Genomic DNA, 18,526 nt, shown 5'->3' on the forward strand with positions numbered 1-18,526 from the left:
TGTTTTTTGCAAGACTCAAGTTATTTACATATTTTCGTAATAAGATAGGATTATTGATTTATATTTTAAAAAATGGGGGTTAAGTTTTGAGGAAAAAGTTCCTTCTGTTAACTGCTGCTTGTATGTGTGTATTCGGTTCATTTAGTTCACAGTCTCTTGCTGAATCACAATCCACTAAAAAAATCATTGTTAAAAAACAAGAAAATCAATTTTCAAACAAAAAGAATTCTGAAAAACCAGCTGACACATATACACTTGATGTCCCAACAAGTGAAGTGAAAAATGTGTTAAAAGAACTCAATTCGGACCCAAATGTTGAGTATGCTGAAGAGGAAATTATGTATGAATACTTCGGTACTGTAAATGATTCACACTACAATTCCTACCAGTTTAAAGACTTTTCCTTAATTGGAGCTCCTGATGCTTGGGATCTATTTTCACCGAAGAAGGCTCCGATAGTCGCCGTTTTGGACTCTGGGATAGACAGTTCTAGTGCGGATCTTAAAAATATGATCTATAAGCCTCTCAATACGATGGATAACTCGACGAATGTCAATGATGAACTAGGGCATGGAACTCATGTTGCCGGGATTGTTGGCGCACAGACAAACAACAGCACAGGAATAGCTTCCCTATCAAAGGGTGCTAAAATTATGCCTGTTAAGGTAGGCAGCACAAATGGCATTAGCAGCATTGATATTGCAGAAGGAATTTATTATGCAGTGAATCAGGGCGCCAATATCATCAACTTAAGCATTGGCGGCCGTTATAGTGAATATGTCGAGGATGCAGTTGACTACGCGTATGAAAAAGGTGTATTAGTAATTGCTGCTGCCGGGAACAGCGGTATGCCATTCCAACAATACCCTGCAGCTTTTAATAGTGTTATTGGGGTAGCTGCAGTGGATGCATATACCGATAGTCTAGCGGATTTCTCCAATTATGGTGACTGGGTCTCCATTGCCGCACCTGGTGTAGATATTTTTAGCACCTACCCTTCTGTACTAGATAAAACCACTCCATCGGGTTATGAATATATGGATGGCACAAGCATGGCTTCCCCAATGGTTGCCTCATTAGCAGCTTTGCTCAAAAATCATGCACCTGCTTTAACACACAATCAGATTAGGTGGCTCATGGAGGTTTCAAGTGAGGATTATTACGGAGCAGAGTACCATACTAACGGGCGAATCAATGCTGATAACGCATTAAAATATTACAATGAATACCCTCGTTTGTTCGGGAAAACATCTGTAGATACTTCTAACGAAATTGCCGCTGCAGGCTGGAGTGAACAATTACCTCCATATACTTATTTAGAAACATATGAGCCAGAATTAAACGAAGATGCTTTATCCGAGGAAGGTACCTTCGCGATTCTAGCAAGCAGCAAGAGTTTTCCGGACAGTCTAGCAGCAAACGCGCTGGCAAATAAACTTGATGCGCCGATATTGTTGAGCAGTCCTAATCAGCTTAGCACATCAACAGTTGATACTTTGAACCAATTAAATGTACAGAATGTATTGGTCCTAGGTGGAAAAGGGGCTATATCTGATTCAGTTATCTCCTCTTTAAATAAAAGCGGATTTAATGCCGAGCGTATTAAAGGTACTAATCGTTTCTCAACAGCTACGGAGATAAATGATTATATTGCGAAGCAAGGTGGAGAAGTGATTATCGCTAATGGACTTAATTTCCCAGATGCATTATCAGTTTCAGCCTTTGCAGCAAGCAACCAAATACCGATTGTTTTTGCAGAAAAGGATCGGATTCCACAAGAAACCAGGGACTTTATTGACAAGTATGGATTCTCAAAGTCCATTATTATTGGAGGTACTGGAGTCATTTCGGACTCCGTGATGAAAAAATTCCCGAACCCAATCAGGCTGTCTGGAAAAAATAGATTTGAAACCAATATCAAGGTAATAAACCATTTCAATGCCGAAACAACACCTGTTGGATTAATGTTTGCTACGGGATACAACTTTCCGGATGCACTTGCTGGAGGGGTACTAGCAGCGAAAAATAATTATCCACTTGTTCTTACAGATTCGAACACAATTCCTGCGCCAACACAGGCCTATATCCAGCAACAGGTTAATAACAGCAGGCCAGAATATCTTGATATGTTGGTTCTTGGGGGGAAAGCCGCAGTCTCTCCAGAAACAGTATTTAAAATCGATCATATTCTCTTTAGAGATTGGTATAATCAATCATATTCTTCAACCAGTTCATTCCAATTCTCTAAAAAAGCAATGAACTTACAATTCTCAAAGAAATAGAAATAACAAAACCCCCTCCAATACTGGAAGGGGGTTTTGATTTGATATTATTATTCTGTTACTTCATTCAATCTAGTAATACGGCCTTCAATTTCAGGGTCAACCGTTTCATACTTTTCGATGTAACTGACTAATGCATCAAGATCCACTACATCAACAACACGATTTGTGCCTTCTTTGAGAACGGCCAATTCATCGCCTCCATCAGCCATGAAGTTGTTGACTGTAACAGAATACACTTGAGTGTTTACAAGGTCATTTCCATCGGCTGTCTTGATAGAGACCATGCGTTGTCCAACAGGCTTACTTGAATCGAAAGTCACCTTTAATCCAGAGATTTTCAGGATTCTTTCTTTTGAACCCCACTGCTGTTCAAACAATGTCTTAATCTGAGCACCTGTCAGATCCATTGTTACCAAGTCGTTACCGAAAGGCTGTACAGTAAATGCCTCTTTCCAAGTGATTTCTCCTGCATCGATTTCAGCACGGATTCCACCAGGATTCATAAACGCAAAGTCTGTACCTGTCTGTTCTCTCATAGAATCAGCAATCAGGTTGCCCATTGCAGATTCTCCATCAGCATTCTCTTCACGGCTGATACCATTCGTTGTCTTTCCGATTACTTCATTCAAAATCGGGGCAACATCTTCAAGATATGTGTCAAGAATTTCTTTGACTCCAGCATCAGGAGTGATGCCATCACGATAAGCAGTGACAATTTCAGCTTCTTTCTTAACAATATCCATAGTTACTGGGTCAATTTCAAAGTCTACATCGGAATAGGCAGTTCCGTAAGAAAATGATTGAGCCAATAATTTACCGTCAACAATCGCATTTGCATATGCGTGATTGTGGCCGCCGAACATGATATCAACTTCATCATCAACAGCTGCGGCAATCTCAGCTAATTCGAGTTCAGCACCTGTTCCATCAGTGTTTGACTTGACTGGATTATGGGAAACAACAACAATCGCTTTGATTCCCTGCTCTTTCAATTCAGCAGCATACTTGTTAATTGCTTCTGCTTCATCGGTGAATTCTACACCTGCAACTCCGCTTGGAGTTACGATAGACGGTGTATCAGAGTAAGCCACACCAATAAATCCTACAGGAACTCCTCCTACTTCCTTAATGACATAAGGGTCAAGGATTGGTTCTTTAGTTACTTCATCAACTACGTTTGCTGCGATGTATGGGAATGAAGCACCTTCGAATTCACCGTACTTTTCAGCAGTTTTTTCATGAGAACCACCATTGATAAGACGCAGCATTTCTTCAACGCCTTCATCAAATTCGTGGTTACCAACAGTACCAAGATCAAATCCAAGCTCATTCAAAATTTTAATAGTTGGCTCATCCTGCAGCAATGCAGAAACCGGTGAACTCGCACCGACAGCATCACCAGCGTGAAGCATTAGCGTGTTATCAGGATTTTCACTTTCTGCTTTTTTTAGATAAGCAGCTAAATACTCTGCTCCCCCAGCATTGATTTTCGCATTGAATGTATCAAGCTGGCCATGGAGATCGTTAATCCCTAATAGCTGACCCTTGATATTGCCAAACTTATAAGCGAACTTATGGAAATCATCTCCACTTGCACCAATGTAATCTACTGTAGCAGAGTCAGCAGCATAATCCTTACCACCTGCTGCAGATTCAAATGTAACCTTTACATCTCCGGCAATAGGTGTGATTCTCCAGTTATTATCAGCAGACGGATTGATTGTCTTGTTCTTGATGATATAGTTCATCACAACTTGACGATTTTCATCAGCTGAGGTATAGACTACCTTGTCTCCACCTGGATTAGCAATTTTGGATCCAGCGCGGTAGTTATTTGTTGCAACGATGAATTCTTGATCAGCTGTAACTGGCTGACCATTGAACATCAGGTTCTTGATACGGCTTGCATTTGCATCAAGAGTATTTCCATCAGAATCGTACTTTGCTGGTTGAGTAACATCTATTTCATACGTTACACCATCAAGAGTATCGAAGTTATAAGCAGGGAAATCTGGATTGATCAATTCTTGTTCTTCTGTTGAATCTGGATTAATCTGATTGAAGTTTCCAGTTGTCCACTCTAAATATTCCTTGACTTCCTCACCATTCAGCTTCAAAGCTGTTACAGTGTTTGGATATTTATAAAGGTCCGCAACGTTTTTGATTGTAACTGTTCCTGTCGGAATTTCTGTGAAATCAGAAGCACCATTACGACCTGCTTTGAATGGAGCAGCAGACGATAGTACCGGAATACCTTCGTACTCTGTACCAGCTAATGCATTTTCAACATATTCCTTTTGAGCATTGCTTACAATTTGCACAGATGGATCATCCTGAACCCTTGCGAAATAGCTGTGGATTGGAGATGTTGTTTCCCCAACAGGGCTGTTGATATATTCGACAGTTTCCTCATGAACATTCTTAAGAGTCTTAACCATTTCTGCATCTGGAGTTACTCCGCCAGTTTTAAGAACTTCAGACTGAGAATCTTTCACTGTCCACTTTCCATCGACTTTTTCAAGTGTCAGGTCAATAACTCCCAGGTTGCTTCCGTCTACGTTCGCCTGGACAGCAGCTACGCCATTGATCGTACCCTTCTCATTATTTACTCCCTCGATATTATTGTAAGATGAATCACTAGGGAACGACTTATGAGTGTGGCCAAACAGAATAGCGTCGATTCCAGGCACTTCACTTAACGCAAACACAGTGTTTTCTTTATTGGTCTTATCTTTGTCGAATCCGGAGTGTGAAAGCGCAACAACGATTTCTGCTCCATCTTCCTTCATCTTAGGAACCCATTTTTCTGCAGACGCGACAACATCTTCAGTTACAACCTTGCCTTCTAGGTTCACTTTATCCCATGTCATGATTTGTGGAGCAACAAATCCAATAACCCCAACTTTTACAGTTTGTTCATTGCCATTTTCGTCTTTTACTTTCTTTTCGACAATTTTATACGGCTTAACAAGGTTCTTGTCATTTGATGGGTCATTATCATGGTCATCCTTGTATACGTTAGCAGATACATAAGGGAATTCTGCGCCTTTGATGCTGTTTGTTAGGAAGTCCAGACCATAGTTGAACTCATGGTTACCTAGAGTTGCCGCATCGTAGTCAAGAAGATTCATAGCTTCATAGATAGGATGAGTTTCATTTTTGACTACGTCTTCAGAAACTGCATTCTTTCCACCAAGAACAGAAACGTACTTACCGTCAACAAGCTCTTCCGTTCCTGCTGGCAATGCATCCTGCTGTACAAGTAATACTGGAGCGTCGTTCTTAGCTGCTAAAACAGATCCAGTTAAAGCATCAGCAAAGCCATATCCAGTTGAAACAAAGACTTTGTCTTTTACTTCATCAAGCTCTGTAGCAATCTTTAATGATGTTTCAAAACGATTCTTACCTGAAATTCTTGTTGGATTTTTCAAATTCTTTTCTACTTCAGCGCTAACTACGCCTGTTCCACCGGCAATGATTGTGTTCGCCTTGTTTGCTAGGGCGGCGCTTGTAGCTGCCGGTATAGAATCCTTCTGAGTTAACAGGATAGGAATCCCATTTTTTGCTGCATAAGGTGCAATCGCAATAGCATCCGGATAGTTAAATCCATATGTAATAATAGCTGTATCTGAATTTCCGCCTAGTTCAGAAGCAACTTGGGAAGCGGTTTCAAAACGATTCTGGCCAGAAATCCTTTTTACCCATACTTTAAGATCCTTCGATAATTCCTTCTGTACTGTGTCAGATACTGCTCCAGTACCACCAAGGATGATGACTCTTGAAGCACCAAGTCTCTTGATCTCTTCTTTTGTAGCAGCCGTTAACTTCTTTGTTTCAGTTAACAGAATCGGAGCATCGTATTTATAGGCTAAAGGTGCAGCTGCTAAAGCATCAGCGAAATCATCGCCACGTGCGATCAATACGGTATCAGCTTTGTCCCAACCTTTTTGGGATACTTCTACAGCTGTTTCATAACGATTTTTTCCTGATAAACGGTCAACAAATGTTAACGGGTTGACATTTGCGATATAATCAGTGAATGGATTTCCTTGCAGCATATCTCCGTTATCAAATAGTAGGTTGTTAGGATTTTCAGCGCGCTCTTCTTTGATTAATGTCGCTACTCTTACTAATCCTTTTTCTTTTCCTTCTGCATATTTAGTACCTGTGTAATAATCGTAATCCATTAAACTACCATGTACATCAGTAGTTTCCATGATTTTAAGCTTTACATACGCCTCGTTCGACAAAACATTCTTAGGCGTTGTCTCTGCAGAGGCATAATTAACACCTAACGAAGAGGTTAGCATTCCTAAGGCTAAACCTGAGACAGCGATCTTGCTAATCTTCCTTTTCAGACCTTTTTTCACATAATTTCCACCTTTCGATAAATTTTGCAGCAAATTCATTATAAACCTATTTACCTAGTAAGAGTATTCTTTTTTCGCAAAATATTTGTAAATTTCTTTACAAAACTAACTTAAGCACTTCTTTAAAACTGGTGAAGGAAGAAATACTTAATTTTACAAAAACAGGGATATCCAAAAAGAGATTTTTTTGGTATTCTATTTGTCAGATGTTTAATTATTTTGTCATGTTATGGAGGGCAACAAATGAGATCCGATCAACATAAAGGTAAGAAGAAAAGAACGTGGCTCCGGGTTGTAGGAGTTATTTTTCTTTTGCTGGTCATTGGGGTAGGCGCCTACGTGTACAATGTCTATTCTTCCCTAACCAAGGCTGTAGATACAATGCACCAACCGATCGAAAGAGATAAATCAGACAAACGTCCTAGTGAGGTAACCTTCGAAAAGAAAGACCCCTTTTCTGTTCTTATGCTGGGTGTAGATGCAAGACCAGGAGATAGAGGACGATCAGACACAATGATCGTATTGACTGTTAATCCAGAATTAAACTCTATTAAAATGCTAAGTATCCCACGAGATACGCGAACACAAATCGTTGGTAGAGGGTTTGACGATAAAATCAACCATGCATATGCCTTCGGTGGAGTTGAAATGTCAATGGATACTGTAGAAAACTTCCTCGATATCCCGATTGATTATTACATGCAGGTTAATATGGAAGGTTTTGAAGATATTGTCAATGCTGTAGGCGGAGTTACTGTGAATAACAATTTCGCCTTTAAAGAAGGAGCACATAACTTCCCTGAAGGAGAACTTGTCCTTAATGGAAAAGAAGCTCTATCTTATGTAAGAATGAGAAAACAAGACCCGAATGGCGATTTTGGACGCCAGCAAAGACAAAGACAGGTCATCCAAGGGGTCATCAGAAAAGGAGCAAGCTTTAGCTCACTTACAAAATTCGATGATATTTTTGCTGCTTTAGGCAAAAATGTAAAAACTAATATTACCTTTGATGAAATGGTGGACATCCAAAAGCATTACAAGAGTGCCGGTAAAGACGTACAGCAACTCCAGCTTCAAGGTGCTGGAACGACCATCAACAAAATCTATTATCAAATCGTTCCAGAAGAAGAAAAGCAAAGAGTGCAGAATGAACTAAAAGAGCATTTGAATATGAAATAAACGAGAAGTGACCCAAGCAGACTGCTTGGGTCATTCTATATTAAAGAGCAATGTTATTACGGTTAAATTTGAAGTTGATTTTCGTTCCAAGCGCTAAGCCTGCATGGGTCTACACGTATCCCACTGCAAACAATAGGATGTTAAAAATCAACATTAAGCTTTAACTAAGGCTAAAATTAAAGAAGCTATTAATTAACACCGGTCTTTCCTCTCCAAAGGTATCTCTCTCATTAGGCGCAGCCCTATTTTTTCTGTATAGACAATTAAATTGGAAATAAATTCAGCTTCTATTTCAACAATATTACACGTTAAGATTATGATTGTACTATTATGATTCTTTTTATATAGAAATCTTTCTAGGATTCTCCTAGCTTGCACAATTTGATATATGGTAATGAATTTTAAGCTCTTAAATGAGTACATGTTTCTTGAAAGACTGCATAGTTATAGTACATACAAAGCATAAAGAGAAAGCAGGAGGATTATGAAGAAACTTAATTCAATGGTTATAACTTTTATTTTATTGATCAATGTCTTGCTGCCTGGTATAGCTCTGGCAGATGCTGATGTAACCAAGCCGGTTTTTGAAAGCATCAGTGTGGACAAAACAGAGGCTACCGCAGGTGATACTATAAAAGTTATTATCAAAGCTTCGGATGATGGTGGAATCAAAAGAATTTATTTAGCTTATACCACACCAATTACAAACAAAACCGAGTCCGTTTCAATAAGCTACAATCATGAAATCAAAGCTTACGTAGGAAATATTCCAGTACTAGATAGTACAGAATCGGGACTACATCAGGTTCGCTGGGTTGATATATATGATACATCTGACAACAGAGTTACTATATATGGGTCGGATGATCCACAGAGGGTTTCAGGGGGAAATTTCACCGTATCGGGAACCAACGGGGCAGATGTTACAAAACCGTCCTTTGAAAGCATTAGTATAGACAAGGCTGATGTAACCGTTGGTGACACCTTAAAAGTTTCGGTAAAGGTATCAGATGATGTGGCTATTAAAAAAGTGTATTTGGCCTATACTACGCCTACTACCAACAAAACCCAGTCTATCACTATGAATTACAACAGTACATCCGATAGTTATGAGGGTTATTTTCAAATTCAAAACACTACTGAGTCAGGACTATATAATGTCCGATGGGTTGATATATATGATACATCTGACAATAGGGTTACTATATATGGGTCGGATGATCCACAGAAATTATCCGGAGGACAGTTTACCGTTACGGGAACTACTGGAGCGGATATAACTAAACCAACCTTCGAGAAGATTACTGTGGATAAGCAAATCGCAACCTTTGGTGACAATGTCAAAGTCTCCATAAAAGCTTCAGATGATGTGGCTATAAAGAAAATATATTTAGCTTATACAACCCCTATCACAAACAAAACTCAGACTGTTACCATCAACTACAATAATTTTACAGATACTTATGAAGGGGTAATATCTATCTCGAACAGTACTGAGCCAGGACTGTTTAAGGTGCGATGGGTCGATATTTATGATACTGCTGATAATAGAACGACAATTTACAGCTCTTATGATTCCCTGAAACTTGCTGGAGGAAACTTTAGTGTTATCACAGAAAGTAACCCACCCCTTTTCAACAGTATAAACGTCAGCAAAAAGGTAGCTGAAGCGAGCGATAACTTGAATTTCCGTGTAGAAGCAAGCGACGATACAAACTTGCAGGCAAGCACAGTCAATCTATTGTCCCCTTCCGGTTCTACCAAGAAGGTACCTTTGTCTTTTAATAGTAGTGAGAATGTGCTGACTGGAAATCTGCTCATTACTATTGATGATGAGGTCGGAAATTGGATTGTCGACTCAATTGAAATAAAAGATACAAACGAAAATACATTGATTGTAAAAGGCAGCAAAACGGATCTCAGTTCCGGTGGATTTGAAATTATCCAGTCTGTTCAACCGTTGAAAAATTATATTGTCAGCTCTCATGAGAATTGGTCAAATAAAACGGTTAATTCAGATGTTTATATTGAGCAAGGTGCAGTCTTAACCATCAATGGAAATGTCACAATTAACGGAAATATTTACGTTCTTGGAGGACTTAGAAGCTACGGCGGCTTAACAGTGGCAGGCAAACTGACTGCAAACAGAATTTATTGGGGTTATTATACTCCATCAAATGGCCAGGCTGTTCTCTCAGGATCAAACTCTGTTTCGAACCTGACCGCTACTAACCGGATTTTGTCAGAGGTTCCATTCGTTCTATACGATACTCCACTCATAAGCAAGGATGGCACGATCAACATGACTGGAGCTACACTGCCATTTGTCAGCTTGAGGATTAATGATCAATCAGTCAGTCTTAAGAGTAACGGGACATTCAGAATGGATGGTTTCAGTGTAACTGGAACGGAAACATTGGATGTGAAAATTACTGACCCCTATGGTCTGATACACTCCTACAACTTTCCAATTTCTGAAATCCATATTGATGATTTCACAAAGATTTCGTCAAGCATTACCGGAAAAACTCATCCAGACAGCATTGTAAAAATCGAAGACGCAGATTCCGAGATAGGTTCTGCAAGGGCAGATGAATACGGTCATTTCAATCTATCTGTTACTGGAATTGAAGAACACACATTATATACCTTTAGTGTGTATTCAAAAGAAAACACACTGATAACAACCAGCAAGAAAATGGCAACAGATATCACACCTCCTGCCCAGCCAACTGTAACTCCCGTATCAGACAAGGATACATTCATTACTGGTTTTGCTGAAGCTGGAGCAACTGTTTATGTTAAAAATGAAGATCAAATTATAGGCCAGACATTAGCTGGTGATGACGGTAAATTCAACATTGACATCCCCACTCAGACTGCAGGGAATAAATTAACTGTCTATGCAGTTGATAATGTTGGGAACACTGGTCAGAATACAGAGGTTACAGTTATCGATAAAACTGCACCTGCCAGTCCCAATGTAAATGAGCTAACGGATCAGACAGCAGAGATAACAGGTAGCTCTGAAGCTGGGGCAACAATAATGGTAATAAAAGGTAATAGTCTTTTAGGCCAGGGCGAAGTCTCTCCCGACAGCCAATTCAGCATTCTAATCAATACCCAGACTGCAGGAACACAAATAAAAGTCTATGCTATAGATGGGGCTGGCAATGAGAGTGAACCAGCAGAACTGACAGTATTGGACAGGACAGCTCCTATTAAACCTGTTATCAATGAGGTTACCGAGTATGAAAGTAAACTGTCAGGATCAGCTGAAAAAGGTTCAACAGTTATTGCGAAGATAAACGGAAATGAGATCGGTTCTTCGGTTGTTCAGGACGACGAGAAATTTACTATCACAATTACACCTCAGCCTGCGGGCAGCATAATCGAGGTTTTTAGCGTGGACCAACACGGAAACATTGGTGAAACTGCACAAACGACGGTGACCGAAAAGTTAATCAAATTAATTGGACGCAACAGGTATTCTACAGCAGTGGAAATATCCAAAGAAGGATGGAAAAAGTCAGAAACCGCTCTTATCGCGAACGGTGCCGCGATTGTTGATGGTCTTGCGGCTACCCCATTCGCTTCAGCTAAAAACGCGCCACTTCTACTCACTACGAAGGATTCATTACCAAAGGAAACCCTAGAGGAGTTGAAACGCCTTGAAGTAAAAGAAATATATTTGATAGGCGGAACAGGTGTAATTTCAGGGGAAGTGAAAAGACAGTTAATGGTTGCCGGTTATAATGTAGAAAGGATCGGAGGCAAAAACAGGTATGATACTTCACTGTTAATAGCCGCGAAGCTTGATGAAATTGTCGATGTTCATACTGTTTTCATGGCGTATGGAAGAGGAGAACCAGATGCACTGTCGATTGCGGCACAAGCCGGCCAACAAAAGCAGCCAATCATCCTGTCCGACAAAACTGGAGTACCTACAGAGACGTATAGCTGGCTTAAAAATGAGAGCTTAACGAATGCCTATTTTATTGGGGGCTCTAAGGTACTAGGTGACAATGTAATAGAGCAATTAGATGAAATTACAAGCCATAATGTTGCTAACAATCGGATCAGTGGTGTTAACCGACATGACACAAACGCACAGATTATTCAATACTTCTATAAACAAAGAGAATTAGCCACAGTGATGATCGCAAAATCAGCAACAGATGCACTTGTGGACGCTTTAACCGCTGGACCACTTGCAGCGAAACTTCAAGTCCCAGTCGTCCTAGCTTCCCAGTCAGGACTTAATCAGCAACAGAAAGTCGTAGTAGGCCAAAAAGAAGCAAAGCATGTTCATCAGATTGGTGGAGGAATAAACTCTACTATTTTATTAGACGTTGTGCAACTGGTTAGTAGACAAATCTATTAAAAATAGACACAATACAAAAAGCTGCTAACATCTCGTTAGCAGCTTTTTGCTTGTTACCTACTCTTAAGTTCCTCAAACACATTTCATAATTACTATGTTGGGCCAAGTCCCTTTGCAATTACTTGGCACAACCGGTCACGACGGTTGGATTACCAATCAAAAAGATACAACAGTTAATTTACCAAAAGGAAGATACTATGTAATTGTGCAACCTAATGAGCCAAGCAGAATGAATTACAATGAGCAACTTCCTTATACAATCAAGCTATTTCAGTAACCTTCTCCAAGTTAAAAGCTGCTAACCATCTGGTCAGCAGCTTTTAAAACTTCGCCTATTATTGTAGTTGTTCAGCAACCGACTTCGCTACAACTCCTTCTCCTCCTAAAATGACTAAATCCGAAGATGGTTGGTCTTTTAGCAACTGACTGACTTCAGGATCAATTTTTGTTTTCTCCACTAACAACAACTGAGCTTGTTCTTTTGCGGCAACAACTGAACCAGCCAGTGCATCTGCAAAACCTCTTCCATTAGCAATATAGAATATGTTGTGGGATTGTCCCAGCTGCTGAGATATTTTTAAAGCAGTTGCAAAGCGATTCGGTCCGCTGATTCTTTTAGCATTAGGCAGTTTGGAGAACACTGATTTACTGATTACGCCTTCTCCGCCTACCACTATTGTTTCTTGAATGGAAGAAAGACTGGACATCGTCTCCGTAGGGATAACAGCCTTTTCCGTAAGAAGGATTGGATATCCATTCTGGGCGGCTGCTGACGCCACAGATAATGCATCAGGAAAGTCTCTTCCATAAGCAATGACAGCCGTCTTTGGAGAGCCGTTCAATGCTTTAAGCTTCTCAAAAATAAGCTTAGCTGTACCATACCTATTTTTGCCGCCTAGCCGTTCAACTTCCGATATACCCAATGCCTTCAATTGATTCTCCACCTCACGAGAGATTACTCCGACACCACCCAAGATGACGGCCTTTCGCGGTGTTAGTTCACTGATTACCTGCATAATTGGTCTTGGGAGGGTTTCCTTAGTAGTCAATAAGATCGGAGCGTCCATACGATAAGCAAGTGGCGCTCCCGCCAGTGCATCGGGAAAGTCAGACCCAGGGGCAATGAATACTGTCTCAGCCGTTTCCCAACCTCTTCGGACAATCTCAGCTGCAGTATCATACCGGTTAGCTCCTCCGAAACGCTCTGTACTGCCTTCGAATTTAACTTCTACGCCTTTTTGCCGCAGTATGTCTACTATTTTCATAGACTCTCTCGATAATGGATTTCCTTTTAAATTCACATAACCAGAAGTAAGATTCTTTAGGGCACTAATATCAGAAATCTTATTATCACTCAAATCTAAACTTCCTGCTGAAATAGGGGTTAATGCTCTTATATCGGCGAGCTCATTCCCTGTAAAATCAAGTGTATAAAGGGTATTACTTTTTAAGTTTAAACCCGATAAGTTTTTTAATTGATTGTTACTTAAGTCTAACGATGTTAAGTTCTGAAGGTTACTTAGATGTTCAACAGTATTGATTTGGTTATTGCTTGCATTCAAACCAGTCAGGCCTGTAAGTCCTTTCAATGGCTCTAAGCTGATGACTTGATTGTTGCTAACATCCAACTGCAGACTGTTACTCACTTCTATATGTCTCAATGGATCTAAATCTGTTATCTTGTTTGATGAAAGATTTACTTCCCCTTTTTCTAACGAAAGACTTGAAAGCGGAGATAAATCTGCTATTTGATTGTTAGAGGCGTATATATAGGAAAGTTTCTCTAAATCCCCTAATGAATCTAGGCTAGTCAGTTCATTCCCGCTAACTAACAAAGTCGTCAATTCATTCAAGTTGCTGAGAGCTGAAAGGTCATTGATTTTATTTCCTTCTAAATCAAGGTATTTTAGAGTAGTTAATCCCTGCAATGAATTTATGTCGGAAATTTTATTGTTATACAGTGACAATGATTCCAGGGTTGATAGATTTCTAAAAGCTGTCAAATCTGCAATACGATTATCACCAAGGTCGACCCACTTTAATTTAAACATATTAATGAGCGCAGCTACAGATTCTATTTCATTTCCATTCGCTATCATGGTTTCAAGTGAACTGCTATTTTTTAAATAACTTAAATCCGTTACTTCATTATCAGATATGTTTAACTCAGTAAGTCTCGAAGCGTACTCTAATCCTTTAAGGTTAGAGATATGATTTCCCTGTGCAGCCAATGAACCCATTGCTGAAACATTTTCGATCGTTAATCCTTTGGTTTCGGAAATTCCGAGCTGATTCTTTATTGCTTTTTCCAGATTGGAATCAGTCATGAAGGTCTCCGCTTCTGCGAGCGGGAGCTTCAAAGCGAAAGTGAATATAAGAATGAAGGCAAGCACAATGTACAGATATTTCGGCATTTTCCTCCTCCTTAAGTATGACTTAGTAATAGCTGATGGCTTGTGATCCATATTGCTTCCACCCTTCTATGAATTCCTTCATAGGCTTTGCTTTATTTTTTTTTGCCGTCAAGAGGGTCATTGAAATAGACATACTTGGAATCATACCCTGTAATCAAGACGGAGTGTTCCTTCATGGTTATACTAATCGTACCTTGAGGAGTATGCCATGTCTGCCAATATTGACTTGGAACATGTTTAAACCAGCTTGTCGTTATCACCCAAACAGGATGGCCAGCAGAAACATAGTTAAGTATCGAATCAAAAGATTGTCCGCTAAGATTTTCTATTCTGCCTGGAAGATACTGAGTTGCGAGTTCTTCAATAGGCCCATTGAAAACACCAAAACCAGGATTGCTAAAAGAATAAATATCTCCTACGAAACCATAATTTGGATTCCCAAAATATATTTTGCCACCTACTCTTCTGTAAGGTGTAGAATCCTTCTTCACTTGTAGAGCCAATGTCATTTTATTCGAGCTTATTCCTGCTGATCCCAAGAGCATGCTTAAGCTGGTAACTTCACATCCACGATTCAGCTCAGGCATCTGGCTTACAATCGGCGCAAACAGTAGCTTGGAGCTTGTCCTGGTCTGCGAAGAGACAACCACTCTGCTTACCGGGCTCTTGTTTTTATTTTGGTCATATGTGTATACATCAAAATAGGTACCACTGCTTTGCAATGGGATCGGCAAAGAAAAATGCCCATAAGAATTGGCTTTAATAGTTTTATAATGTACTGCATTTTTGTTGATATATAGAGTCGTCCCTGGTTCTGAATTTCCGCTAAGCGAAAAAGATTTATCTGTTACTGAATTCAATTTAGGAGCAGGAGGCGGAATTTTATCAATTACAGTAAGAGTTGTTGACTCACTGCGCCTTCCCACTCCATTTTCAGCATATGCAGTAACTTTTGTTCCCTCTGCTAGTGCTTTGCCCCCATCCAGGGAGATTCTAAATGAGTTTGAATCATTTACAGCAAAAGTATAGGTTTTCTGATTGCTAACTTTAATATAAACGGTTGTGCCCTTTTCAGCTTGTCCAGTAATAACTGTATCAAGATTAGAAATCTGATTTAATTTCGGTTTAACCGGAGGCAAACCTTTGTACACTTTTACTTCCTTATAACTTTTTACTCCATTTATTTCAGAAGTAACAGTTATTAGCATTCCAGCCTTCAAGTAACTGCTCAGATTAAATTCAAAAGCTCCCGTATGCGAATCGGACTTACTCAAAGCGAAAGCCTGGCCGTTCCCATAGGCAGAAACTTTTGATCCTGGATGGGCATGCCCCTTTATAACTCTCTCACTATCACTGATTGGATCAATTTTTAAAACAGGCTGATAGTTTACATCCAGATTTTCATATGTACTTTCTCCGAAAAACTTTATGTTCAACTCGGAAGGCTTTAATTTTTTAGAGAATTTGATGTGAAAGGTTTGGTTAATTGCTGTCCCTTTTCCCACACGATTACCGTTCTGAAAAATCACGAGCTGACCATCTTCTGTGGCTGTTCCCTTTATGTAGCTTTCAGCAATATCAGTAACTTTAATCGATGAAACCTCCGATGCACTAAAATGCTCCATAGGATAAATAAGAAAGATTAAAAATAAAATAAAGATTAAGTAAGAACCAGTTTGGTGTCGGAACATACGATCCTCCTATTACTTTTATTTTAGGTATATAGGAAACTTATACAAGAGTGATATTTAGTATTCTAGGTTAGAAAAAACTGTAACCCCGACCGTTCATTGCGCTTGGCAGTCAGGGCTACAGTTATGAATACAGTCAAATAGATTAATTGGTTATTTTAAAGGTATATTTCTTGAATATATCATTATAAAGTCCATCACTAATCGCAATGTAATATACACCTGCTGTTAAACTAAAATCTTTTTTGTATGTGGATAATCCAAATTTCACCCTATCACTATCTAAAGCATTTAAGTTTTCATCTAAAATAACATATTGCCAGTCAGAATTCTCTTCTTCCTTCATTTCAAATGAGATTACATCGTCTTGGGAAAGAGAAAATTTATAATAGTCTACGTCACCAGTTGATTTTCTTCCTTGAATAATTCCGGTATAAGTAGAATTAAAGTCTATTAAGGTACTATTAACATGCTTATCATTATATTCTTTTTCAAATTGATTGCCAGTCTCTATTGCTAAGGTAAACGAATATTCTTCAAAGAACTCCTTGTTGTCTGGGTATCCAAGATACTCGGTAACCTTAATATAGTATGTTCCTACTTGAAGTCCGAAAGTTAATACAGCCGTATCCGTTCCTGGTCTAACAAGGGTGTATCCCAATTCAATTCCATTACTGTCGTAGACTCTAACATTCCAGTCATCATGTTCACCTTTAGGCATTGAAAAAGTAACCATTCCTGGTGTAGTTACATCAAATTTATAAAAGTCCACATCATCGGTTGTCCTTGGCTTTCCTTGCATTATACCGTAATTGGCGTTGCCATCTAATTTTACTAATGTGGCAGTTTCAATACTCTCATTAAATTCTTGTTCATAACGGTCGCTTACCGTAAGATTTACCTGGAAAGAATAGTTTTCATCGTAATCATAATAATTTCCGTATCCTGTCTCATCTGCGACCTTAATATAGTATTTTCCAATTGGCAATCCAAAGCTTAAATTAACGGTTCCTGCACCACTATTGACCGTATCAGATCCTAATAAATCACCATTTTCACCGTAAACATAGACATTCCAATCAGATTCTGCAGCTTCTTGGAACTTAAATTCTACTTTTCCTGGTTGTTGTACATTAAAGCTGTAATAATCAACATCAGTACCTGAACTGTTACGTTGAATAGCTCCCTCTGCCTTTGTATTTAGTTCTATAGCAGTTGCGCTAGCAATCGTATTATTAAGTTCCTGTTCATAAGAATGTTCAGTATCAATCTTTATAGTAAATGTATAGCGCTCATTGTCGTCGTAATGATGTCCATATCCAGTAAGATCTGTAAGCTTGATAAAGAATTCCCCTGCTGGCAATCCATATTGAACCGAGAACGTACCAATCCCTGTTTCAATTTTAGAATAGCCAATTTCTTTTCCTTCTTTATTGTAAAGTGTTAGGTGCCAATCATCTTCGCTTTTTCTGTCCATACTAAAAGTTAGCTGGCCAGGCTGTTCCATTTTGATTTTGTAGTAATCCTTATCCTTTGAGGAAATTAGATGCGAAGTATATGTTCCTTCTTTAATAGGGATTGCTTTTTCTGCAGTATCATTTACTGCTAAATCGGTCATTTGCTGAATTACTTGATCAGAAACAACAGCCTTACCGCCTAAAGGTATCGTTTCAGAAAATTTCTTCTCATTCAGCACATAGTGAATTGGCTGAGGCAGCGCAGTTGGATTTACTAATAAAAGAGCCGCATTTTCTTTTGCTGCCAGAATAGAACCGGTCAAGGCATCTGCAAAGTTATATCCAGTTGATACATATGCATTAAATGCATCCATTTGTAGGTTTTGAATGATTTTTGCGTTAGTTTGGAATCGGTCTTTGCCTGAAATTCTTGTTGGATCTGGTAATTGGGACTCAACATCTGCACTGATAATACCAGTACCACCAATGACAATCGTCTTTTTTATATTTTTTAAATATTCTTTTGTAGCTGCTGGTATTGAATCTTTTTGAACTAGTAAGATTGGATATCCATTCTTTGCTGCATACGGCGCAATTGCCAATGCATCAGGAAAGTTATATCCATATGTAATAATAGCTGTATCTGTTGCATCCAATTTATTCGCAATTAACTTCGCGGTTTCAAAACGGTTGACTCCGCCAACCCTTTCTACTGTTACACCAATATATTTAAGCTCTTCCTCAAC

At 39.2% G+C, this 18,526-nt stretch carries 7 protein-coding genes; 3 read left to right on the forward strand and 4 right to left on the reverse strand.

The window, feature by feature from the left end; all coding sequences use genetic code 11:
* Positions 1-86 precede the first annotated feature (86 nt).
* Positions 87-2,282, forward strand: a complete 2,196-nt coding sequence (locus J7E32_RS05970) for a cell wall-binding repeat-containing protein (protein WP_214905062.1) — start codon at positions 87-89, stop codon at positions 2,280-2,282.
* 50 nt (positions 2,283-2,332) lie between these two features.
* Here the strand turns inward: J7E32_RS05970 and J7E32_RS05975 are convergent, their stop codons facing one another.
* Entirely contained in the window at positions 2,333-6,655 is a 4,323-nt protein-coding gene (locus J7E32_RS05975; RefSeq protein WP_214905064.1) for a bifunctional 2',3'-cyclic-nucleotide 2'-phosphodiesterase/3'-nucleotidase, read from the reverse strand.
* Positions 6,656-6,898: 243 nt separating this feature from the next.
* On the opposite strand from J7E32_RS05975, the gene tagU reads away from it, so the two are divergent.
* Both tagU and J7E32_RS05985 read left to right on the forward strand, forming a co-directional pair.
* Complete coding sequence (gene tagU / locus J7E32_RS05980) at positions 6,899-7,834, forward strand: polyisoprenyl-teichoic acid--peptidoglycan teichoic acid transferase TagU (protein WP_214905066.1); 936 nt, start codon at positions 6,899-6,901, stop codon at positions 7,832-7,834.
* A gap of 484 nt (positions 7,835-8,318) precedes the next feature.
* Entirely contained in the window at positions 8,319-12,218 is a 3,900-nt protein-coding gene (locus J7E32_RS05985) for an Ig-like domain-containing protein (RefSeq protein ID WP_214905068.1), read from the forward strand.
* A 335-nt stretch (positions 12,219-12,553) separates the two neighbouring features.
* On the opposite strand, the gene J7E32_RS05990 is transcribed toward J7E32_RS05985, so the two are convergent.
* The 3 genes from J7E32_RS05990 to J7E32_RS06005 all read right to left on the reverse strand — a co-directional run bounded on the left by J7E32_RS05990 (position 12,554) and on the right by J7E32_RS06005 (position 18,505).
* The gene (locus tag J7E32_RS05990) at positions 12,554-14,632 is read right to left on the reverse strand and encodes a cell wall-binding repeat-containing protein (protein WP_214905070.1); all 2,079 of its coding nucleotides are present in this window, start codon (positions 14,630-14,632) and stop codon (positions 12,554-12,556) included.
* A 92-nt stretch (positions 14,633-14,724) separates the two neighbouring features.
* Entirely contained in the window at positions 14,725-16,323 is a 1,599-nt protein-coding gene (locus J7E32_RS22790; RefSeq protein ID WP_286182780.1) for a C39 family peptidase, read from the reverse strand.
* 145 nt (positions 16,324-16,468) lie between these two features.
* On the reverse strand, positions 16,469-18,505 hold the full coding sequence (locus tag J7E32_RS06005) for a cell wall-binding repeat-containing protein (protein WP_353654021.1): 2,037 nt from the start codon (positions 18,503-18,505) through the stop codon (positions 16,469-16,471).
* Between the last annotated feature and the right edge of the window lie 21 nt (positions 18,506-18,526).

Origin of the sequence: Bacillus sp. ISL-55, from assembly GCF_018613155.1 — a bacterium.
GTDB lineage: Bacteria > Bacillota > Bacilli > Bacillales > Cytobacillaceae > Mesobacillus.

What these genes read in the sequence shown, in the direction of transcription:
- J7E32_RS22790 (WP_286182780.1), bottom strand. Translation starts at nt 16,323, where the DNA reads ATGTTCCGACACCAAACTGGTTCTTACTTAATCTTTATTTTATTTTTA.
- J7E32_RS05985 (WP_214905068.1), top strand. Translation starts at nt 8,319, where the DNA reads ATGAAGAAACTTAATTCAATGGTTATAACTTTTATTTTATTGATCAAT.
- tagU (WP_214905066.1), top strand. Translation starts at nt 6,899, where the DNA reads ATGAGATCCGATCAACATAAAGGTAAGAAGAAAAGAACGTGGCTCCGG.
- J7E32_RS05990 (WP_214905070.1), bottom strand. Translation starts at nt 14,632, where the DNA reads ATGCCGAAATATCTGTACATTGTGCTTGCCTTCATTCTTATATTCACT.